Source organism: Pseudomonas nunensis, assembly GCF_024296925.1.
Taxonomy (GTDB): Bacteria; Pseudomonadota; Gammaproteobacteria; order Pseudomonadales; family Pseudomonadaceae; genus Aquipseudomonas; species Aquipseudomonas nunensis.
Genome location: NZ_CP101125.1, coordinates 6,245,369 through 6,266,889 on the forward strand (window position 1 = coordinate 6,245,369; position 21,521 = coordinate 6,266,889).

Genomic DNA, 21,521 nt, shown 5'->3' on the forward strand with positions numbered 1-21,521 from the left:
GCCTATGAGGAGAGATTTGAGGGGTAGCGGCTACTGAGCTGGCTCGTAGCCGCAGACGCTGTTACGAGCAGCAGGACTTGGGCTTGACGGGCTGACTCCCTTCCACGACATACAGCGCATCGTCTGCGGAAAGGTAGGCATCTTCTGAGGCCAACTCCGTGGGCACACCGCGCTTGTAAACCCTGCCGCTATCGCCAGTGAGTTCAAGCCCAGGCCCTCGGTAGATCACCGTCACAGACTTCCCGCTCTGAACTTCAGGCTTGGTACCAGTAACAGTGACGGAGTAGAACCGGACAGAGCCTATTCGCTTGGTTGAGGCGTCGTTCCTCGCCTCAATCTTTATTCCCGTCAGACCGACCTCTTGAAGCTGCTTGTAGAACTCCTGTTCTTGAAGCACGCCCGAGTAGCAGGCCGACCACAGCTTGGTGTCTCGTTTCAATTCGTCAGGAATGGCGATATCTGAGACGTTGTCAGAAATTGCAAAGCGCCCGCCTGGTTTCAGTACCCGATATATTTCGGCGAAAACATTCTGCTTTTCGTTCTCACCAACCAGATTGATCACGCAGTTCGAAATCACCAGATCGACAGACTGATTGCCGATAAGAGGCTTGGACTGGGAGCTATCGCTGATGAACTGCTCGAAGTTTTTCCACGATGCCCAATCAGCACAAGGCTCCGTATGCAGGCGTTCCTCGGCCAGCTCCTGATCGACTTTCAGGTTGCTCGCGGATGCCTTATAGAAACGCAATGGTGCGCTATCCGTTGCCTTCTGAAAGGCATTCGCTTCACCACGAGCGATCTGCAACATGCTTGGGTTGATATCGATACCCAAGACAGCACCCTTACTGCCGGCGATTTGGGCAGCTACGTAGCAGTTCAGACCAGACCCTGATCCTAAGTCCAGGACGGCATCACCTTCGCGTACATACTTGGTCGGGTTACCGCATCCGAAGTTGGCTTCGATGATTCGCTTTGGAATGTTCTTCAGGTACTGAGCGCCATAAGCGTCGCTGCAGCAGCTCTCAGTGAGTTGCGATTCAAGGACGACGTTGCCGTTGCTCAACGCTTCGGTGTAGTCCGCGATGATTGTGTTTTCAATTGCAGAAGTCATTACTCACATCTCCCGTTTAGCAGCACGAACTACCATCAGCGCAGCACGATTCCTCGGCAGAGCCTGCGATGGGCACAAGCCCTTTGGTGACCTTGGGATCTCGAACTGAAGGCGTGTTGCAGTCGAAGAAACCGCTCTTGTCCAAGGCCGGCTCGACATAGCAGCGCACTGGTATGAATTGGCCTTGGTAAGGCGCTGACATCAAGAGATTGAAGGTCTTCTCGCACACCGCTGTACGGACGCCGCGTTGGTAGGTATGGCCGTCGTCGTCGACCGTATGCTTCCAAGGCCCCTTGTAGATAACGGCATGCCCTTGGTCGAGGCACACGCCGGCCTTACCCTTGTATGCGCTCACGGTGAACAGGCGGAACTCAATGCCGTCCTGAATGGACACAGGCACCTCGGATGCGAGCTCATAGGTGATGCCATGGAAGCCCGCCTCGCAGAGTTGCTCGGCAATAGCCGGCTCAGTTAGCGCGTTCTTGCACTCCAAACCTTCCACAGTAAAGGCCCGGATAGAAACGGCTTCCTCATCAGACAGAATCGCCGGAAATACCAGTCGACCATGACGTTGCAGTCGCTCATAGAGCGATTGCGCGATTCGGCCAAACTCGGGCTCAGCATTGAACCCTTCCCAGTAAATGTTCGCGAACACGGCCGCAGTGGGATTGGCTTCGCCCGCACTCGGACTGAACGCTACACCCTGAGCCTGCCCATACTGGGCTGTGAGTTCGTCATTGCGGCTCGCGGAGCAAATGAAAAGAGTGTCTTTTCCATCCTTCAGCGACCTGTTCAACGCATCGCTATGAGCGCGCCAAGCAATATGGCCCGGGACCTGAAGACCATCAGTTTGGTTGGCTAGCCTGAGAGCCGCCTGCAACAAAGTAAGTGACGACATCTGTTATCTCCTTAGCATTTCAGGCAGCAACGTTTGAACACACCTTCTTCTGGCGGTGTGACCGAGTCCATGAAGAGCTTGTCCAGGCGGGAATCCGAATGCTGCCAGTCGAAATGAAACTCGTGCTCCTCCAACTGCAATTCCTTCACCGTGTCGTTGTTGAGCAACGGTGAGCCCTTGTAGAGATGCAGCCGAGTCTCAAACTGGATGGGGTCGACGATGTTCTCCAGTTCGTTGCGAGCAATGAAGTCGTGCAGCTCGGCCATATCCTCAAGGCTCACCCAGGGGTTGAACGTGATGAAGGTCGGGTTGACCTTGACGGCGGTCTCCTTCAGGAACGCCAACGCCTCCTCAATCATGGGCACGTTCATTTCCTTGAAGACCTGGTCGAGAACTTCCTGCTTGGGGAACTCCAGCGCGGTGGTGATGAAAGCAAGCCCGAGCTGCCCCATTTCCTTGATGGCGTCTTTGTTTTCGAGAATATGATCCACGCGAGTGGTGAAGTCGTACGTGAGGTCGGGGAACTGTGAATGCAGAGTCCGGATGATTTTCAAACCGTGCTTCTTGGCATTGAAAAAATCGGCATCCGTGAATGTGAGGTGAGTCATTCCCTGCGCGACGAGGTTCGCCACGTCGCGCTCAACGAGATCGTCGGAGACCAAAAGCACCTTGCCGTCATAGGCTGCATACACCGAACAGTAGGAACACTTATGGTGACATCCGCGCGACCCTTCGACCCCACCCACAACTTTCTTTTCGCCGAGCAACTTCTCCAGCTGAGGTTGGGGATATTTGTGTAGAGGCGGTGCCAAGTCCCTGCGCGGCAGGCGGAACCCGTCACGGATCAACTGAGGTACTACGATTTCACTGGAAAGGCCGCGAGTACGATCGATCACTCCGCGCAGATCTTGTCCCTGCTCGCCACTCAGGTGTTTAGCCAAGCTGACAATGGGTTTTTCCCACTCGCCTGCGATCGCGTAGTCACCGTACTTAGAGGCCAGGCTTTTTGCATTGATGGTCGCGTATTGACCGAAGAAGCAAATTTTCTGGGAGGGCTTTGCTTCTTTAAGCTGCTTGGCCAGCTGCGTTCCCGCAGTTAGAGAGTCAAAAAGCGGTACGCAGATGAAGACCAAATCTGCGTCGCTGAATCTCTCCAGGGAAAGCCCTTCGACGTAGATATCGATCAACTGCGCTTCGATATCTGCATCGAGTAGAGCTGTGGTTGCAGATATCGCGTTGAGCGGTTGATACCCCCCTTCGAATGTACTGGCGACCAGGTACTTCATTCTCTTTCTCCTTGAGCTCAGGCACGACGATTCGGTGACTGGAGTCACTGTTGGTTTTGTAGGAATTCGAAGTTAAAGCGATATCAGCAGAAGAACTGCCAGACCTATCAATGCTTGTAGAACTGAGCCGGCAGTTACCAAGCGCATATACCTGGCAGTGCTGTAGTCGGGAAAAGCGTCCGATTTGACCAGCCAGTAATAACTGTCGTTAGGGAGAATGGCGACGAAGGATCCCAGACACACGGCGAATGTGACGCTCATCAAGTCCACCCCGCTGGACGCCAGGATCGGCGAGAGAACGGGAGGGATGGCAGCGAAGGTCGCAAGCGAAGAGCCATTCAGTGTTTTGAATACCGCTGCCAGCAGGAATACCCCAACCAAAATATGCGCGGTGCTGCCCGACGCGCTGAATGCCTGCTGAATCAGATCTTTCGGAAGCACCATACCGAGGGCTTGGCCCAACGCAGACGCACAACCTATGGTGAACAATAACGAGCTGGTTCTACGCATTGCTTTGGACAGCAGATCTTGAACCTCGCCAGGTTTGCAGCTAACTGCGATCAACAGCGATGTGGCGATCAGCGCACCGGCGGGAGTAGTGAAGAACTCGATTACGGAGTGCTGGTTTTTGGGAATGACGTAGCCGGTGATCAGGAGCACGAAAAATACAGCCAGAGGGAGAATGACTCTGATAACCGAGTCCTGAGGCGCGGCTGAGTCAGTAAAATCGCTTGGGGATGAAAAGTCTGAGCGTGTCGTCCAGTAAGTCCAGATCGTCCCGGCCACCCAGGTAACGACCGTAAGCAGCAGCCCTAAATACAGAAATTTCGGATCATGAGTATTGGCCCCCAACCCGATCCCAATGATCAGCGGGCCTGCGGGCATCAGAAGCTTGAACCCCGAGTAGCATCCGATCGCAATGTACTTTCTGTGCTGTCCTGCGATGGGAGCAAGAGAGGCGTAGGCGGTATCGGGACATACCATGCCGGCACCGAGCAAAGGTGACAGTGATATACCGAACTTTCCGAAGGAAGCGCTTCCCTGCGTCGAGATCCAGCCAGCAATGAAAAACGCGCTCAGGATGACGATGGCGAAATAGCCGAGGTTGTTTCCGAATCCTTTGCTCAGCGATTGGAACACGTCACCGCTGCTAGTCCCGGCAAGAATGGGGATCAGAATTGCAGTCAGCAGCATTGCAACAGGGAGAGGAATGGAAAAGCTGCTCCATAGGTTCCGTAACCGGGAGCCTGTTTTCGTCCTAAGCGCTTCTACCAACATCCATGTACCTCCAAGCGTTTCCAGAACTGCCTCTCAGAGACCTACAAGCCTCATCTCCAATTCACAATCGCAAAATACGTTGCGAGCCGCAACTAATATCTTGGAACAATTTCGCTGGCCCTTATGCCCAAAAAAAGTGTCGCTACGACTGCTAAGGTGGTATTAGCGTTTTCCCGGAATTGCGAGCCGAGTGCTATGCCAACGAATGATCAGATCGACCAGGATGCCGAACAGCTCTATGAAGCGCTGAGTCATTTGGTTCGCGTGTACCAGTTTCGTGACAGAGATCGCAGCTGCTGCGAGGGCTTATCCGTCACTCAATGCTACGCACTTGAGCATGTGATTAAGGCAGGGCCGGTTCGCGTTCAATCGTTGGCCAGCGAGCTTTTTCTCGATAAGAGCAACGCCAGTCGGCTGGTCGATTCGCTTGCCAAACAAGGGCTGGTTCGCCGTGTGCCCGACGCAACTGACGGCCGCGCCCTGGCGATCACGGTGACGCCAGAAGGCACGGCCATTTATGAAAGTATTCGGTCGGATCTGGTGGGTGAAGCTCGCAACTTGGCCTGCGATTTGTCGAAAGAAGCACGTGACGGGGCGATCGAAATGCTTCGTCGCTTCGCTAAAGCCACCGAAAAACGCTGCGGTCTGAAAGACCTTAGCCGTGACGAGTATTTGCCAAGCAAATGCTGCTGACGTTGCGGTAAGCAGCTGCCGCCTCCCCTGATTTTCAACGACTCTCGCCCGGTTCCGTTTCCGGGTGAAATAACCAATCTGCGGTTCTCGTGAAAATCGCAGAAGGGTAGTGCGCGCGTCTCCTGATACATTCGCTTTACCGTATATTCGAATTATCGTATGTTCGATTTCCCATATGCGTGAGGTGTGTTCATGAGCGCCCCCATCAAAGTGCTTTTTATCTGCGTTGCTAACTCCGCTCGATCTCAGCTGGCTGAAGCACTGCTTAGACACAGCGACGCGCGTTTCGAAGCGTTCAGTGCAGGTACCGAACCCACTGACGTTGATCCTCGAACCATTGGCGAACTGGCTCACGTCGGAATTAACGCCCAAGGCCTACATAGCAAGTCCGTCGAAGAGTTTCGTGACGAGCATTTCGACTACGTGATCACCCTCTGCGACAAATCTGCGCGTGAATGTCTGGCGATGCCCAAGGCAGGTGAAGTGCTTGCCTGGGACTTTGAGGATCCAGTGAGCAGCTCCCACCCGGACGCCTTCAAACACGCCCTTCACGATATCCACGAACGCATCAAATTATTTGTATTGGTGAAAACCAAACACTTGGAGGCCTCATGAACGAGCCAATCACTCCTACCGTTTTGTTCAAAAGCCTGGCAGATGACACTCGAACCAAAATAACGCTACTCATCGCCCGCGAGGGAGAACTCTGTGTATGCGAACTGACGGCCGCTCTTGAGCAAAGCCAACCAAAAATATCTCGACATCTCGCACTGCTGAGATCCTCCGGGTTACTGGCGGATCGGCGCCAGGGCCAATGGGTTTACTACCGACTCCATCCCGAACTGCCGACCTGGGTCACCGAAGTGCTTAAGGGTGTCGTTGATGCCAACCAGCAGTGGCTGGACACAGAAACCAAACGGCTCTGTGAAATGAACGATCGCCCAGTCAGTCAGACCGTGTGCGGCTGATCCAACCTTTCGAAACGAGCCGCTCGCATGCTAATCGCTCTACTTATTTTCATCGTCACCATCGTTCTGGTCATCTGGCAGCCCAAAGGGCTGGGTGTTGGCTGGAGTGCCTCATTGGGTGCCGTGCTTGCGTTGTTGAGCGGGGTGGTCAGTCTCGGCGACATCCCGGTAGTATGGAATATCGTGTGGAACGCCACGGCGACGTTCATCGCCGTGATCATCATCAGTCTGCTGCTCGACGAGGCTGGTTTCTTCGAGTGGGCAGCCCTGCATGTCGCTCGCTGGGGAGGTGGCAGCAGCCGCAAGTTGTTTGCCTTCATCATCTTGCTGGGAGCAGCTGTGTCAGCACTGTTCGCCAATGACGGCGCGGCGCTGATCCTTACTCCTATCGTGATCGCCATGTTGCTGGCCCTGCGCTTTTCACCCGCAGCGACTCTGGCGTTTGTGATGGCCGCAGGATTCATTGCTGATACAGCGAGTTTGCCGTTGGTGGTTTCCAACCTGGTGAATATCGTTTCGGCCGATTACTTCAACATTGGCTTCAGCGAGTACGCGGCGATCATGGTGCCGGTCAACTTGGTCAGCATCGCTGCAACGCTGGGAATGCTCCTGTGGTTTTTCCGAAAAGACTTACCCAAGACTTATGACCTGACACAGCTCCATGCCCCAGAGGATGCGATACGCGATCGCGCAACCTTCGTGGCAGGATGGTGGGTGCTGCTCGCGTTACTGGTCGGCTTTTTCATTGTCGAGCCACTGGGTATCCCCATCAGTGCCATCGCCGCCGCCTGCGCATTGGTGCTCTATGTCATCGCAGCCAAAGGTCACGCCATCAACACCAGCAAGGTGCTCAAGGGCGCGCCATGGCAAGTCGTGATCTTCTCGCTGGGCATGTACCTGGTGGTGTATGGCTTGAAGAACGCCGGACTGACTGACCACATTGCTCAATTGCTCAACGTATTCGCTGGATATGGCATTTGGGGGGCATCGCTGGGTACAGGACTCCTGACCGCCGTGCTTTCTTCGATCATGAACAACATGCCAACAGTGCTCATCGGCGCGCTCTCGATCCATGCAACGGAAGCGACTGGCGTAGTTCATCAAGCCATGGTCTACGCGAATATCATTGGCTGCGATCTTGGTCCGAAAATCACTCCAATCGGCAGCCTAGCCACACTGCTCTGGCTACACGTGCTGGCTAAAAAGGACATCACCATCAGTTGGGGTTACTACTTCAAGACCGGTGTGGTGCTCACGCTTCCAATCCTCATTGCCACCCTGAGCGCCTTGGCTTTGCGCCTCAGCTTTTGATTCCAGGAGATCACGATGAAAGTCCTATTCATGTGCACCCACAACAGCTGCCGGAGCATTTTGTCCGAAGCGGTGTTCAATCACCTTGCTCCTGAAGGAATGGAAGCTGTCAGTTCCGGAAGCTTCCCAAGTGGCCGGGTAAACACGCGAGCGATTCAAACGCTCAAAGCAGCTGGTATCCCTACTGAAGGCCTTAGCAGTAAAGCATCCGATGCCTTTGAAGGGTCGCCACCAGACATCGTGATCACGGTCTGCGATCGGGCTGCCGGCGAAGCCTGCCCGATTTTCTTTGGCCCAGCGCTCAAGGCTCACTGGGGGCTGGCAGATCCCTCCGAAGCTACGGGATCTGAAGCGCATATCGAGGCGGCATTCCAGCAAACGCTGAGCAAAATCCAGGAGCGGGTCAACGCTTTCATTTCGTTGCCTATCGCTACGTTGAGCAAAGAAGACCTTAAAACTGAGCTAGCCCGCATCGGCACATTGTAGGCCAAGCGTCGCAGGGGCCAGGAGTCACTATGAAGGACCATTTTCCAAACATCGAAGCAGATCTCATCGACGTCCCAAGCATGGAACGACTCACTCCTCGTGAGCCGTCCACGCATAAACCGCGCATCCTTCTGATCTACGGGTCGACCCGCGAGCGTTCGTTCAGCCGGTTGGTTACCCAAGAAGCCGCGCGGTTGCTGGAGCACTTCGGTGCGGAAACACGAATCTTCAACCCGTCAGGATTACCACTGCCTGATGATGCTCCGGATACCCACCCCAAAGTCGCGGAACTCCGCGAGCTAATGCAGTGGTCGGAAGGGCAGGTGTGGTGTTCTCCGGAGCGTCATGGATCGATGAGCGCCGTTTTTAAAGCTCAGATCGACTGGGTGCCTTTGGCGATGGGCGCAGTACGTCCAACCCAAGGTAAAACTCTCGCAGTAATGCAGGTTTGCGGCGGCTCTCAGTCTTTCAACGTGGTGAATCAGTTGCGAGTTCTGGGTCGCTGGATGCGCATGGTGACAATCCCCAATCAGTCTTCAGTGCCCAAGGCGTTCACCGAGTTCGACGAAAATGGGCGTATGAAGCCTTCGTCTTACTACGATCGCCTGGTCGACGTGATGGAGGAGCTGATGAAGTTCACCCTGCTATTGCGTGACCGTCAGGACTACTTGGTAGACCGTTACTCGGAACGCAAAGAGTCGGCTGAAGAGCTGTCGAAACGAGTGAATCAGCGCTCCATCTAAGGATCTCATTATGTCTCACCCTTTCTCGATCCTAGCAATGCCAGACGGTGCGGGCTCTCTCATCTTTACCCCGTGTCCGGGCACTCAGGATGAGTCGCTCCAGCAAGCGCTCGGCACTCTGAAAAACGCAGGCGCCAGTGCCATCGTCAGTCTGATGTCCGACGCCGAACTCACTCACAACGGTGTTGGTGAGTTAGGTCAGCAAGTCCAAGCGGCAGGGCTCGCTTGGTACCAGCTACCGATTGAGGACGATGAGGCTCCTGACGCTGAATTTGAGACCCGGTGGCAGAAGGCTCTCCCAGCGTTGTCGAAGCTTCTGGACGCAAACCAGGCCATTGCGATTCATTGCAAAGGTGGGTCGGGACGCACTGGGTTGGTCGCCGCAAAACTCATGATCGACAGAGGGATGCCGCGTACCCGTGCTGTTGAGTTGGTACAGCAACTGCGGCCGCGAGCAATCCAAAAACCTTCGCACGTCTCTTACATCGAGCGACTTTGAAAGCTTTGTCTTAGCCGGAGGGAGTAGTTAATGGGCACTCAAAACACACTGCTGGATGTGGTGGTCATTGGAGCAGGTCAGGCTGCGCTGACAACGGCTTACTTCCTCAAACGCACTGGCTTGTCGTTCGTTCTGTTAGATGCAGAACAAGGCCCGGGTGGTGCGTGGCGTCATGGATGGGATTCATTGCAGCTGTTCTCACCGTCTGCCTGGAGTTCCATCGCAGGGTGGCCGATGCCACCGGTAACTGATGGCAATCCCGGTCGAGATCATGTTGTTGATTACTTGGCACAGTACGAAAGCAGGTACGGGTTTCCTATCGTACGTCCCGTAGAGGTCACGGACGTTGAGCCTCGGATTTTCGGTCTGCGGGTCCACTCAGAAAGTGAGTATTGGGATGCCAAAGTCGTAATCAGCGCGACCGGGACTTGGAGCAATCCCCTCATTCCCCATTACCCGAAAAGCGAGCTTTATCAAGGTCAGCAGATTCACTCAGCGCACTACCGTTGTGCAGAGTCGTTCCAAGGTAAACGGGTACTAGTTATCGGCGGTGGTAACTCAGGTGCCCAGATCTATGCCGAGGTATCCAAGGTGGCTGATGCCACTTGGGTGACCCTGGATGATCCAAAGTTTTTGCCAGATGACGTAGATGGTCGTGTGCTTTTTGAACGTGCCACTGAGCGCCTGAAAGCCCATCAGCAGGGGCGAGATTTGCCCGAACCAACCGGCGGCTTGGGTGACATCGTCATGGTGCCGTCGGTGAAAGAAGCGCGTGAACGTGGTGTTTTGAACGCTGTACGACCATTTGAGTTTTTTATGCCAGACGGCGTTGTCTGGAAAAATGGAGATGAGACCGCGGTTGACGCCATTATCTGGTGCACCGGTTTCGCTCCCTCCTTGAACCACCTGCGCGGGCTCGGCGTGGTCAACTCACAGGGGCGGGTCGACGTTCACGACAACCGCTCTTCAATCGAACCTCGGCTTTGGCTAGTTGGTTATGGCGACTGGACTGGCTTGGCTTCCGCGACGTTGATCGGGGTGACACGCACCGCTCGTAATGTCGTGAAGGAGGTAAATCACTATCTCAATCAAGAACTCGTCTGAAGCGTGCCGCTAGGCCTTGAGGCCCTTTCCACGTATTGAGTCCAACGCGACGGCGTGAGCGGGGTCATGCAGGGGAAAGGGCTTCGGCTGCGTCCAGCAGTCGCTCAAGAATATGAAATCCTTCTTCGCTGTTGATCAGGTAGGTCGTCAGATCCTCAGCACTGAACGTGAAGATCTCATTAATTTTAAAGGTATTGAACAGTTTGGATGCCAGCAGTATGCCTGCCGCATTCAATAACCCCTGTTCGTCCTCACTGGTCAGCTGCGGAAAAAATGTCGATACCGCCGCTGTACTCAATGGGCGTATCTCCAGAGAGATAGCGCAATATTCCCAATGCCAGATTCCTTTGGTGGGGCAAAAGATCGGGCCGTCATCATTGAGCATGTAATTCCAACGATCGCTTTCCCACATCCACTTAGGAGGCTTTAGCAGGTAGGGTGCAGCTTCCTCAGAATAGACAGTGACTTCATGATTTTGAGGGTTGCCCCATAACGTTATTGGGTTCTTCCTGAGATAAGTATTGGCACGCTCTCGTAGTTTGAATGCGCCCAGCTTCTCATTGATACCGGATTGCACCACCGCCTGGCTGCAACCTTCCGCCAGATCCGCTACCGTCATTCCGATATCTATGTTCCGCTGCATTAACGGCTGAAGATTTAGGTAAATGCGATTGATCAAGGGATCCGGTAGGTGATCAGTGCATCCAGACTCAAGGATTAGCGGTATAACCCTGACACCAGGCTGACCGATAATTTCGGCCAGCATCTGTAGCTCACGAGTCAGTCCGGAGCCTTCTTTTTTCGCCGATTGCAAATAGTCCTGATCACAAAGACACAAAACCGTCAGTGGTCGCTTGGCCAACTGTTTGGAAATGACAACGTCTGGTAGCTCGCCGTAATCTATGTTGTCTCGATCCCAGAAGACGTCATGGTTCCAATCCAAATAGGAAACTATGTGTCGACGTACCCATTCCTTGTTCTCGAAGCTTTCGCCCCATGCGTATGAGATGAAGATAGAGCCACGGTTATCTGATTCCGTCATATCTGCTCGCTTTCAGTCGCGGTCATGAGCATTCGTTTGCCCTCTTAGTAATGCTTACAGCTAAAGCATCATAACCGGCAGGCCTTCAAATTTAGGGCCCCTTTGAGACTTTCGGATCCTGGTTATCGCCTGTGACAACCTTTATTTATTGCAGTAGGCTCCATTTGTTGTGGATATCGATTTTTGTGACAGCCTTTATTTTTCGATGCGCTTCTTCGAACATCCTTGGAGGCCGCGAAATCGGTGAGGATCTGTGACAATCTTTATTTCTTGTTCACAGAAACAAAAAGACCGCAGCCCCGGCTGCGGTCTTTTTTTTGTCCGGGAATTGAGTTATTTCAAGTCCACCAATACCGCACCAAATGAAAGAAAATCGGCGCCGCAAAGCACACTGAATCCAGCCGATCCAGCATGCCGCCATGCCCTTCGATCATGTGCCCCCAATCCTTCACGCCGCGATCACGCTTGATCGCCGACATCACGATGCCGCCGGCAAACCCCAGCAGGTTGATCAGCAGCGCGATCAAGAACGACTGCCACGGGTTGAACGGCGTGGTCCACCACAAGGCTGCGCCGATCAGCGAGGACAGCAGCACGCCGCCGACGAAGCCTTCGACGGTTTTTGATGGCGACAGGTTGGGGGCGATTTTGTGTTTGCCGAACAGCTTGCCGCACACGTACTGCAACACGTCCGACAGCTGGACCACGATCACCAGGTAGGCGATCAGCAATAGGTTGCGACCTTCATAGCCGCCGATGTCGAGGGTTAGCAGGGCGGGTACGAACGACACGCAGAACACTGCGATCATCAAGCCCCACTGGACTTTCGAGGCGCGTTCGAGGAAGTGCGTGCTGTCGCCACCGAGGGAGGCAAGGATCGGCAGCAGCAAGAACACGTACACCGGGATAAAAATCGAAAACAGCCCGTACCAGTCGAAATAGATCAGCAGGTATTGCAGCGGTAGCGCCAGGTAAAACGCCGCCACCAACGCGGGATAGTCGCTGCGCCGGGTCGGCGTGAGGGTGAGGAATTCGCGCAGGGCGTAAAACGACACTGCGTAAAACAGCAGGATCACCGCGCCGGTGCCCAGCCAGAAGGCAATGCCGATCACCAGCACCATCACCCACCAGGCGTTGATCCGGGCGTTGAGGTTGTCGACCACCGCATTCGGCGTGCCACGGGTGCGCAGTTTGAGAATCAGGCCAATCAGCGAGGCCAGCACCAGAATCATGCCGATCCCGCCGAACAGCATCAGGGTTTGTCGATCCATGTCAGGAATGCTCCGGGGCGAGGGCCAGCAGGGCGTCGCGGCTGCGGGTCAGGAAGTGCTCTTTGCTCTCGTCTTCTTCCAATTGCAGCGGAGCACCGAAACTGGTGGTGCACAGCAGCGGCAATGGCAGCACCCGGCCTTTGGGCATGACTCGATTGAGGTTGGCGATCCACACCGGAATCACCTGGGCCTGTGGGTAACTTTTTGCCAAGTGGTACAGGCCGCTTTTGAATGGCAGCAAGCCGTCCTCCAGATTGCGCGTGCCTTCGGGAAAAATGATCAGCGAATCGCCGTTTTCCAGGGCATCGAGCATCGGCTGCAACGGGTTATCCACAGGGTCCTTGCGTTCGCGGTCGATCAACACGCCGTTAAACACCCGGCTGATGATGTAGCGGCGCACAGCGCTTTTATTCCAGTAATCGCTGCCGGCCACCGGTCGCGTCAGTTTGCGCAGGGCTGGAGGGAGCGAAGCCCACAGCAGCACGAAATCGCCGTGGCTGCTGTGGTTGGCGAAGTAGATCCGTTGCACCGGCTCCGGCGCGCAGCCCATCCACAGGCTGCGGGCGCCGGTGACGGTGCGGGCCATGGAGGTGATGAGGGTGGCGACCACAGGTTCGAACATGAATGATTTCCTTATCCGGCGAAGGACAGCCAAGGGCTGGCGAGGATGACCGCCAATGCGGGCAGCACTTGCGCGAGCAGTAGGACCGCTTGGTTACGCAGCAGTTTCAAAGCCCCGCGCTGACGTTCGGACCAAGGCCGGCCGGCGCGGCTGGCCGGTTGCAGACTGAGGTTTTGCAGGGCCTGCTCGAGGGCTTGAGTGCGGTCCTGCGGTGCGTCAGCGTCGCGGGCGATCAGAGCAAACAGGTCAGCATCGAAGGCGACCCGAAACGCCCAGTATTTTTGCAACAGACCCACGACGATCAGCCAGGCACTGAGGCTCACGCCCAGCGTCACCGGGGTGATCAGCAGCAGTTGCAGCAACCCGAACAACACCCCCAGCACGGTCAGCCATGTGGATAACTGATCGAGGGTGCGGCCCCGGCGCAGCAGGCTGGCGACCACCTGCAATTCCATATCAACCGGCATAGGCGTTCTCCAATGCTTGGCGATGGGCCGGGTGCAACACCACGTGCGGACGTGCGGCGCGGATCATCGCGACGGCGGCATCGACGTTGGTCGCTCGACCGCTGTGCAACAACCACGCGGCGACCGCCGTGGCGCTGCGCGAATAACCCAACGCGCAGCAGACTAGCAGCGGGCCTTGCTGGCGCAGTTGCTCAATGGCTTGGGCGGCGGCGAGGCATTGCTCGGCATTCGGTGCCGTCAGGTCGAGGACCGGGATGCTTTGATAAGCGCGGCCTCGGGGATTGAGCGGCAGCTCGGCGCAGAGATCGACCACGGCTTTGAACGGCGCCAACTGATCAGCGTCGGGAAGCCTGCCGAGCCAAACGTTATCCACAACCTCATTGGGTTGTGGATGTTTGCGGGTCCACAGCCGTGAATTGATCCACGCCGCCGCGACATAAGGTGCGAACAACCAACGGGAGGCCGGGCTCAGGCGACCGTCGGCGCGTTTCTGAAAGCCGGCAGCGTCGAACAGTGCGTAATTCAGCGCCACCAACAGCAACGCGACGGCGGGCCAGATCAGCCACAACCATCCACCGCCGAGGCCAAAGGCTGGAATCGCGAATATCGCGGCACCCACCCCATAACGCAGGGCCAATCGCCAGCGCTTCGAATCCTTGGCCAGCCGCAGGCTGCTCAAGGGACTTGGCCGATCCAGCGGCCAAAACCACACGCACAGCCAGCCGGCGAGGGCGCCTGTGGGTAAGTCGATAAAGTGATGTTGATAAGTGGTCAGCACCGAAATCCCGATCAGCGCGAACCAGCCGTGCACCAGCCAGCGCCACACGCCTTGCGAGTGTCGTTGGTACATGACCCACAGAATCACCAGCAGCGCGATGTGCAGCGACGGCGCCTGATTGAACGGTTTGTCGAACCCCGCCAGCACTGCGAACAGCCAGCCGAATACGCCATCCAGTTCCGGCCGTTCGAAGGTGAAGCGCAGCGGCCACAGCAGGAAGCAACTGACCGAAATCACCTGAGCGCTGAGCAGGCGCAAGGCGTGGCGCTTGAGTTCGTGGCGGCTGTCGGGCAGCAGTAATGAAAAACCGTACAGCAGATCAATCGTCCAGTAGGGCACGATGGTCCACGCCCAAAAAGGCATGGCGCTTTCCCAGTCGAAAACGAAAGTGCCGACGTCGCTGCGCTGGTTCGTCACCCAGGTGGCAAAGCCGTAGCTGGCGAAAAACAGCGGCGCCAGCAACAACAGCCAAAGTATGGCTGGTTTGAGCAAACCCGGTTCTCGGGGGGCCGCCGCCATCATTGCACCCGTTGCGCGAGAGACACGGTAAAGATCCCCCATTCATCCACACGCTGGGTGATTTTGCGGAAACCCGCGGCTTCCACCAGTTGATCCATTTCCGCCTGGCTGCGCCGACGCATGACCCACGCCTGTCCCTGACGGTGACTGGTGAGGGCGCGGGCGATCAATTCCAGCTGCGGGTGCCACGGTTGACCGGTGTAAACCAGATAACCGCCAGGCTCCACGGCTTCGGCCAGACCGGCCAGGGAGCCGCCGACCATCGTGTTGTCGGCAAACAGTTCATACAACCCCGAAACCACCGCCAGTGTTGGCTTGGGTTCCAGCGCAGCCAAATCGGCGCGGTCGAACGCATCGCCTTTGACGAATTGCGCAATGTCGGCCAAGCCTTTATCGCGGATCAGCGCACCGCCGTCCCGCACGTTGATGTCGCTGTAATCGCGCAGCAGGATCGATTCCGGCGACGGACTGACGCCTTGCAAGGCTTCAAGAATGTAGCGGCCATGGCCGGCGGCGATATCGACGATACGCACCGGGCGGCCTTCGTCGCGCAGTTTGCCCATGGTCAGGCGCAGCAGTTCTTCGACGTTGAGTTTGCGCTGGCGAATGCCGCGCCAGCCGATGGAGTTCAGGTAGTTCTGATCAATCATCCGCCCGAGCCCGCCCTTGCCGGTGGGCTGGTTGCGGTACACGTAATCGAGGGTGCTGCCGGAGTCGAAACCGGTGTCGAAGCCCAATTTCACGCCATCGGACAATTTGCTGCCCAGACGCATGCTGGCACGGGTCATGCGCCAGTACAGATCACGCAACGAGTTGTGCGGCAGCGGGGCGGCGAGGGATTCGGATTCGGCGCAGGTCAGGCCGATTTTGTCGGCGTCGAGCAAGGACGCGCGGTCCAGCGGGTAGTCGAAGTTTTGCAGGATAAAACGCTTGGCGCTGGCCACCGCCACGGCGCGATTACGCTCACCGAGGGTGTCGTGGAAGAAGCCCGGAAGGATGTGTTTTTCCTTTTTCAGGCTGCCCAGGCGTTCGAAAAACTGTTCCTGGGGTTTGCGGTGGACCACAAAGTCCGAGCCGGAAATCAGCAACTGGGTCGGCACCTGAATCGCCTGGGCATCAGCCACCACGCGGTCGGCGGCTTCGTACAAGCCGAGCAGTACATTGACCGAAATCGCCTTGGTGATCAGCGGATCGCTGTCGTAGGACGACACGCGTTCCGGGTCGTGGCTGAGAAACTTCGCCTTGACGTAGCTGTTGACGAAAAAGTTGCCGCGAAACTTGCGCATCAGCGCCAGGCCCGGGCGAGCGAACGGCACGTAGAGCTTGACCTTGAACGCTGGCGAGGCGAGCACCAGTGCACGGATGCGCGGCGCGTAGTCGTGGACCCAGGTTGAGACGATCACCGCGCCGACGCTCTGGGCGATCACCGCCATGTTTTCTTCGTCGATCTCGTAAGTCGCGCTCAGGTGATCGCAAAAGGTCTGCACGTCACGCACGCTGGTGGCGAAACTCGGGCTGTCGCCGCGCGCGCCGGGCGATTGGCCATGGCCACGGGCGTCCCAGGCAAAGAAGTCGAAGCCGGGCAGGTCCAGTTCATCCACCAGGTGGGCGATGCGCCCGGAATGTTCATGGCCGCGATGAAACAGCAGCACTGCCTTGCGCGGTTCGCCCGGCGTGGCGGCGGTGGCCGGCCAGTGACGATAGAACAGCTCGACGCCGTCGTGGGTGGTGAAGGTCTGCTGCTGGGTTTCGCGCATTGCATGCTCCATATGCTAGAGGGTCCATCTGCTGGGGACGGCGTTACGCCGAGGGAACGTTTTCCTGCACTTCTTTAAGGCCCTGACGGACCCGGTTGACCAAGGTGTAAGCCAGCAGGACGGCGACCACCCCAAACACAACGTTAATCCACAACGCGCTGATCCAGCCAATAGCGATGCCGGTGGCCAGGACGCCCAGGACAAATGCCCGATCACTTTTGCCCATCGGGCCGTCATAGCGCCGCGATGCGCCGACCATTGGCCCGAGCACGCCACTGTACTCGCTGAACAATGCCAGCAGCGTGACCGACAGCACAATCAATACGCTCACGTCGGCAATCAGCGCAAACGGCAGGATCAGCGCGCAGTCGGCGACGATATCGCACAGCTCATTCAGGTAAGCGCCGAGACGCGACTGTTGGCCGAATTCCCGGGCCAGCATGCCGTCGATGGCATTCAGCGCCATGCGCAGGATCATCCACACTGGAATCAGCACGAACACCCACAGGTGCTGGGCGAAACAGGCAATCGCGACGCCCACCACCACCGAAATCACCCCGGCCAGCACGGTGATTTGATTGGCGGTGGTGCCGTTATCGAACAAGCGTTGCACCAGCGGTCGCAACAGATTCTGGAACGCCGGTTTGAGTTGGTAAATGGAGGGCATCGGGGGATGGTCTCGGCAATTGAAAGCGTGAACGTTCAGGGTTATACGTCACAATAATCAGAATGCCACTAAAACCCGTCTTTCAGCGAATCCAGGGCCTGTCGGAAATCCTCGGTCCCGCGTTTTTCAGTGCTCAGGAGTCAACCGATGGACCGATTCCAGGAAATGCAGGTATTCGCCGCCGTCGCCCAGGCGCAAGGCTTTTCGGCGGCGGCGCGGCGTTTGGGGATGTCGGCGGCCAGCGTCACCCGCGCGGTGGCTGCGTTGGAGAAACGCATCGGCACGCTGCTGCTGACACGTACCACTCGCAGCGTGCATTTGAGCGAAGCGGGCCAGCGTTACCTGGAGGATTGTCGGAGAATTCTCGCCGAGGTGCAGGAAGCCGAGGATTCGGCGGCGGGCAGTCATACCCAGCCTCGTGGGCAACTGACGGTCACCGCGCCGGTGTTGTTCGGCGAGATGTTCGTGACGCCGCTGATGGTGGGTTATCTCGATCAATTTCCTGAAGTCACCATCAACGGCGTGTTGGTCGATCGTGTGGTGAGCATGGTCGAGGAGGGCATTGATGTGGCGGTGCGCATTGGTGAACTGCCGGACAGTAATCAGCACGCGATTCGGGTCGGCGAGGTGCGGCGGGTGATTTGTGCGTCGCCGGCCTACCTGAACGCCCATGGCCGGCCTCGGCATCCAGAAGAATTGTCCGGGGCGCCGGTGGTTGCCACCTCGTCCATCGGGCAACTGCGGAGCTGGCCGTTCCTCGATAAAGGCCAGCCGCTCAGCGTTCGCCCGGAACCACGGCTGGTGGTCACGGCCAATCAGGCGGCCATTACGGCGTCGAGCCTCGGCCTGGGGTTTACCCGCGTCCTGTCCTATCAAGTGTCGAGCAAAGTCGCGGCCGGTGAGCTGGAAATCGTGCTGGCGGACTTTGAGCTGCCGCCGCTGCCAATCCACGTGGTGTATCAGGGCGGACGCAAGGCCCCGGCGCGGATTCGTAGTTTTGTCGACTTTATGGTCAAGGCGCTGCGCGAACATCCGGCTTTGGGCTGATGGCACAAACCCCTGTGGGAGCGGGCTTGCTCGCGAAAGCGGTGGATCAGCCAACATCCCTGTTGAATGAAAAATAGCATTCGCGAGCAAGCTCGCTCCCACAGGGGTCGTCACATAAGTCTGAAGCTTTATTGCACTGGCTGAAATAATGGATTGCGAATGCTGGTTATTCTGTTGTTTTAGCGACAGGTAGATGATGGCTGCCATCGGTGCTGATCAATCTTTGAACGGCGCCACCACCCAGCGGAGTCGATCATGCACGCCATCAAACTCTACAACTTCCCTCGTTCCGGCCACGCTCACCGTGCGGAGCTGATGCTGTCCCTGCTGCAACTGCCGACCGAGCTGATCCTTGTCGATCTGGCCAAAGGCGCGCACAAGCAGCCGGAATTCCTGGCGCTCAACTCGTTTGGCCAGGTACCGGTGCTGGATGATCAAGGCGTGGTGCTGGCCGATTCCAACGCCATCTTGGTGTACCTGGCGCAGAAATACGGCAACGGCCGCTGGCTGCCGACGGATCCGGTCGGTGCGGCAAAGGTTCAGCGCTGGTTGTCGGTAGCGGCCGGGCCGATTGCTTTTGGTCCCGCCAGAGCGCGGCTGATCACGGTGTTTGGTGCGTCCTTCAACGCTGATGAAGCGATTAAGCGTTCACATGACCTGCTCAAAGTGATGGATCAGGAACTGGCCCACAGCGAGTTTCTGGTGGGCAATGAGCCGACCATCGCTGACGTTTCCGCTTACAGCTACATCGCCCATGCGCCGGAAGGCAATGTGTCGCTGGCGGATTACGCCAACGTGCGGGCCTGGCTGGCGCGGATCGAAGCCTTGCCCGGGTTTGTCGGCATGCCGCGCACCGCCGCTGGCCTACAACAAACAGCCTGATAATCGCGTTCGTTAACGCTGCGCCTTGGGTGCAGGGGAGAGGCCGTTATGGAACATTCACCGTGGCATGCCGGCGAGAAACAACTGCAGGAACACGTGGGTGTCGCCGAGCGAATGGACACCCTGGGTCGTAGGGTGATTCGCAGCGAGATGCCGGACCAGCACCGTCAGTTCTATCAGCAACTGCCGTTCATGCTGTACGGCGCAGTCGATGCTGACGGTCATCCCTGGGCCAGCATTCTCGAAGGCCCACCGGGTTTCGCGCATTCTCCTGCACCCACCGGCTTGCAGTTCGAAAGCCTGCCGGCCGCCGATGACCCTGCGCAATTGCGCGACGGCGCTGCTATCGGCTTGCTGGGCATCGAATTGCACACCCGGCGGCGCAACCGCCTGAATGGCCGGGTCGGTGCCATGACCGCGAGTGGCTTCGGTGTCACGGTGGAACAATCCTTCGGCAACTGCCCGCAGTACATTCAATTGCGCCAGTTTCGTTCGGTGCCGCTGGCGGACCCGGCAACCCGCATCGCCGAGCACCTCGGCGAACTGGATGACGCGGCCAGAGCGGTGATCGCCCAGGCCGACACGCTGTTTGTCGCCAGTTATGTAGACGTCGATGGCCAGCGCTCGGTGGACGTGTCCCATCGCGGCGGCCAGCCTGGTTTCGTGCGTATCGAAGGCAATCGCCTGACGATTCCGGATTTCGCCGGCAATCTGTTTTTCAACACACTGGGCAACCTGCTGATCAATCCAAAGGCAGGTTTGCTGTTTATCGATTTCAATTCGGGTGACTTGCTGCAGCTCAGCGGTCGCACTGAAGTGATTCTCGAAGGCCCGGAGATCGAAGCCTTTCAAGGCGCCGAGCGGTTGTGGACGTTCGAGGTTGAACGTCTTGTGCGGCGCCCGGCGGCGTTGGCCCTGCGCTGGCGTTTCGATGGCATGTCGCCGAACAGCTTGATGACCGGCAACTGGGAACAGGCCGCCGCGCGCTTGCAGGCCCAAGCCCTGGGTGACGCCTGGCGGCCACTGCGGGTGGTGCGCATCGAAGCGGAAAGCCAGAACATCCGCTCGGTCTACCTGGAACCTGCCGATGGCGCCGGGTTGCCGGTGTTCCAGGCCGGGCAGCATTTGCCGTTGCGCTTTCACATTGGCGGCGAGACGCATATCCGCACCTACAGCCTGTCGAGTGCGCCGTCCGATGACTTTTTCCGTATCAGCGTGAAGCGTGATGGCCTGGTGTCGTCCCACGTGCATGAACAGATTCGCGTCGGCGATGTGCTGGAGGCCCGCGCGCCTCAGGGGCATTTCACAGTGGCGCCTCACGAGCGTCGGCCACTGGTGCTGTTGGCCGCCGGGGTGGGCATCACGCCGTTGCTGTCGATGGTGCGCGAGGTGGTTTATCAAGGCTGGCGCACACGGCGCATTCGGCCGACCTGGTTCTTCCAGAGTTCGCGGACCTTGGCGGATCAACCGTTTCGCCAAGAGCTGGACCGCTTGCTTGAAGGTGCCGGCGATACGGTTCGAGTACTGCGCCTGCTCAGCCAACCGGAACCCGAGGCGCGGGAGGGCGAAGACTTCGACCTGACCGGGCGTATCGACACGGCGTTGCTGCAGTCGATCCTTGAGGTGGAGGACTACGACCAGTTGGACTTTGTCCTCTGCGGTCCGGGGAGTTTTACCCAGGCGCTGTACGACAGCCTGCGGGAATTGGATATCCGCGATTCAAGGATTCACGCCGAGACGTTCGGCCCGTCGACATTGCGCCGACGTCTGGACCCGGATGCCGTCGTCATCGAACAGCCGCCGGCCGCCACCACTTCAGTGCCCGTGGTGTTCGAGCGCTCGGCCAAAGAGGCGCGCTGGCAACCCGACGGCGGCAGTTTGCTGGAGTTGGCGGAAAGTCGTGGCCTGCGTCCGGAATTCAGTTGTCGCGGTGGGTCGTGTGGCACCTGCAAAACCCGCTTGATCAGCGGCCAGGTGAATTATCCACAGCCGCCGGCGGAAGTTCCGGAAGAGGGGCAGGTACTGATTTGTTGTGCGATTCCGGCCCAAGGTCCGCAGCCACTGGTGCTCGACCTATAACCACCACAAAACC

General features: G+C 57.5%; 22 protein-coding genes. 11 read left to right on the plus strand and 11 right to left on the minus strand.

Going from position 1 to position 21,521, the window contains the following annotated elements; translation table 11 throughout:
* Positions 1-61: 61 nt before the first annotated feature.
* The 4 genes from arsM to arsQ form a co-directional block, all read right to left on the minus strand.
* Positions 62-1,111, minus strand: a complete 1,050-nt coding sequence (arsM, locus tag NK667_RS27445; RefSeq protein ID WP_054617138.1) for an arsinothricin biosynthesis methyltransferase ArsM — start codon at positions 1,109-1,111, stop codon at positions 62-64.
* A 16-nt stretch (positions 1,112-1,127) separates the two neighbouring features.
* Positions 1,128-2,009 (minus strand): hypothetical protein, encoded by an 882-nt coding sequence (locus NK667_RS27450; RefSeq protein WP_054617137.1) that lies wholly within the window; start codon positions 2,007-2,009, stop codon positions 1,128-1,130.
* An 11-nt stretch (positions 2,010-2,020) separates the two neighbouring features.
* The gene (arsL, locus tag NK667_RS27455; RefSeq protein ID WP_054617136.1) at positions 2,021-3,295 is read right to left on the minus strand and encodes an arsinothricin biosynthesis radical SAM protein ArsL; all 1,275 of its coding nucleotides are present in this window, start codon (positions 3,293-3,295) and stop codon (positions 2,021-2,023) included.
* 72 nt (positions 3,296-3,367) lie between these two features.
* Positions 3,368-4,573, minus strand: a complete 1,206-nt coding sequence (gene arsQ, locus NK667_RS27460; RefSeq protein ID WP_054617135.1) for an arsinothricin export permease ArsQ — start codon at positions 4,571-4,573, stop codon at positions 3,368-3,370.
* A gap of 195 nt (positions 4,574-4,768) precedes the next feature.
* Here arsQ and NK667_RS27465 point away from each other — a divergent pair, with 195 nt between their 5' ends.
* The 8 genes from NK667_RS27465 to NK667_RS27500 all read left to right on the plus strand — a co-directional run bounded on the left by NK667_RS27465 (position 4,769) and on the right by NK667_RS27500 (position 10,377).
* Entirely contained in the window at positions 4,769-5,266 is a 498-nt protein-coding gene (locus NK667_RS27465; RefSeq protein ID WP_054617134.1) for a MarR family winged helix-turn-helix transcriptional regulator, read from the plus strand.
* A gap of 192 nt (positions 5,267-5,458) precedes the next feature.
* Positions 5,459-5,881: an arsenate reductase ArsC gene (locus tag NK667_RS27470; protein ID WP_054617133.1), complete on the plus strand. Its 423-nt coding sequence runs from the start codon at positions 5,459-5,461 to the stop codon at positions 5,879-5,881.
* Entirely contained in the window at positions 5,878-6,234 is a 357-nt protein-coding gene (locus NK667_RS27475; RefSeq protein ID WP_054617132.1) for a metalloregulator ArsR/SmtB family transcription factor, read from the plus strand. Before NK667_RS27470 ends, NK667_RS27475 begins: the two co-directional genes overlap by 4 nt.
* A 27-nt stretch (positions 6,235-6,261) precedes the next feature.
* Positions 6,262-7,545, plus strand: a complete 1,284-nt coding sequence (locus tag NK667_RS27480) for an arsenic transporter (protein ID WP_054617131.1) — start codon at positions 6,262-6,264, stop codon at positions 7,543-7,545.
* Positions 7,546-7,560: 15 nt separating this feature from the next.
* The gene (locus NK667_RS27485) at positions 7,561-8,031 is read left to right on the plus strand and encodes an arsenate reductase ArsC (protein WP_054617130.1); all 471 of its coding nucleotides are present in this window, start codon (positions 7,561-7,563) and stop codon (positions 8,029-8,031) included.
* Positions 8,032-8,060: 29 nt separating this feature from the next.
* Positions 8,061-8,774 carry an arsenical resistance protein ArsH gene (gene arsH / locus NK667_RS27490; protein WP_019817006.1) on the plus strand — a complete coding sequence of 238 codons (714 nt, stop codon included), beginning with the start codon at positions 8,061-8,063 and terminating at the stop codon, positions 8,772-8,774.
* Between the two features lie 10 nt (positions 8,775-8,784).
* Positions 8,785-9,273, plus strand: coding sequence for a cyclin-dependent kinase inhibitor 3 family protein (locus NK667_RS27495; protein ID WP_054617129.1), 489 nt, complete (start codon positions 8,785-8,787; stop codon positions 9,271-9,273).
* A gap of 30 nt (positions 9,274-9,303) precedes the next feature.
* Complete coding sequence (locus tag NK667_RS27500) at positions 9,304-10,377, plus strand: ArsO family NAD(P)H-dependent flavin-containing monooxygenase (protein WP_054617128.1); 1,074 nt, start codon at positions 9,304-9,306, stop codon at positions 10,375-10,377.
* Between the two features lie 64 nt (positions 10,378-10,441).
* On the opposite strand, the gene NK667_RS27505 is transcribed toward NK667_RS27500, so the two are convergent.
* The 7 genes from NK667_RS27505 to NK667_RS27535 all read right to left on the minus strand — a co-directional run bounded on the left by NK667_RS27505 (position 10,442) and on the right by NK667_RS27535 (position 17,500).
* The gene (locus NK667_RS27505; protein ID WP_054617127.1) at positions 10,442-11,419 is read right to left on the minus strand and encodes a toll/interleukin-1 receptor domain-containing protein; all 978 of its coding nucleotides are present in this window, start codon (positions 11,417-11,419) and stop codon (positions 10,442-10,444) included.
* Between the two features lie 338 nt (positions 11,420-11,757).
* Positions 11,758-12,690, minus strand: a complete 933-nt coding sequence (locus NK667_RS27510) for a phosphatidate cytidylyltransferase (RefSeq protein ID WP_054617126.1) — start codon at positions 12,688-12,690, stop codon at positions 11,758-11,760.
* 1 nt (position 12,691) lies between these two features.
* Positions 12,692-13,312, minus strand: a complete 621-nt coding sequence (locus NK667_RS27515; RefSeq protein WP_054617125.1) for a lysophospholipid acyltransferase family protein — start codon at positions 13,310-13,312, stop codon at positions 12,692-12,694.
* 11 nt (positions 13,313-13,323) lie between these two features.
* Positions 13,324-13,779 (minus strand): hypothetical protein, encoded by a 456-nt coding sequence (locus NK667_RS27520; RefSeq protein ID WP_054617124.1) that lies wholly within the window; start codon positions 13,777-13,779, stop codon positions 13,324-13,326.
* Positions 13,769-15,079: a phosphatase PAP2/dual specificity phosphatase family protein gene (locus NK667_RS27525; RefSeq protein WP_054617123.1), complete on the minus strand. Its 1,311-nt coding sequence runs from the start codon at positions 15,077-15,079 to the stop codon at positions 13,769-13,771. Before NK667_RS27525 ends, NK667_RS27520 begins: the two co-directional genes overlap by 11 nt.
* Positions 15,076-16,833, minus strand: a complete 1,758-nt coding sequence (locus NK667_RS27530; RefSeq protein ID WP_054617122.1) for a bifunctional alpha/beta hydrolase/class I SAM-dependent methyltransferase — start codon at positions 16,831-16,833, stop codon at positions 15,076-15,078. The genes NK667_RS27525 and NK667_RS27530 overlap by 4 nt, the downstream gene beginning before the upstream one ends.
* 43 nt (positions 16,834-16,876) lie before the next feature.
* The gene (locus NK667_RS27535; RefSeq protein ID WP_054048184.1) at positions 16,877-17,500 is read right to left on the minus strand and encodes a CDP-alcohol phosphatidyltransferase family protein; all 624 of its coding nucleotides are present in this window, start codon (positions 17,498-17,500) and stop codon (positions 16,877-16,879) included.
* Positions 17,501-17,647: 147 nt separating this feature from the next.
* Here NK667_RS27535 and NK667_RS27540 point away from each other — a divergent pair, with 147 nt between their 5' ends.
* From NK667_RS27540 to NK667_RS27550, 3 genes are all read left to right on the plus strand, one after another.
* Positions 17,648-18,547 (plus strand): LysR family transcriptional regulator, encoded by a 900-nt coding sequence (locus tag NK667_RS27540; RefSeq protein ID WP_054617121.1) that lies wholly within the window; start codon positions 17,648-17,650, stop codon positions 18,545-18,547.
* A 255-nt stretch (positions 18,548-18,802) separates the two neighbouring features.
* Entirely contained in the window at positions 18,803-19,429 is a 627-nt protein-coding gene (locus tag NK667_RS27545; protein ID WP_054617120.1) for a glutathione S-transferase family protein, read from the plus strand.
* 48 nt (positions 19,430-19,477) lie between these two features.
* Complete coding sequence (locus NK667_RS27550) at positions 19,478-21,508, plus strand: pyridoxamine 5'-phosphate oxidase family protein (protein WP_054617119.1); 2,031 nt, start codon at positions 19,478-19,480, stop codon at positions 21,506-21,508.
* Positions 21,509-21,521: the final 13 nt, after the last annotated feature.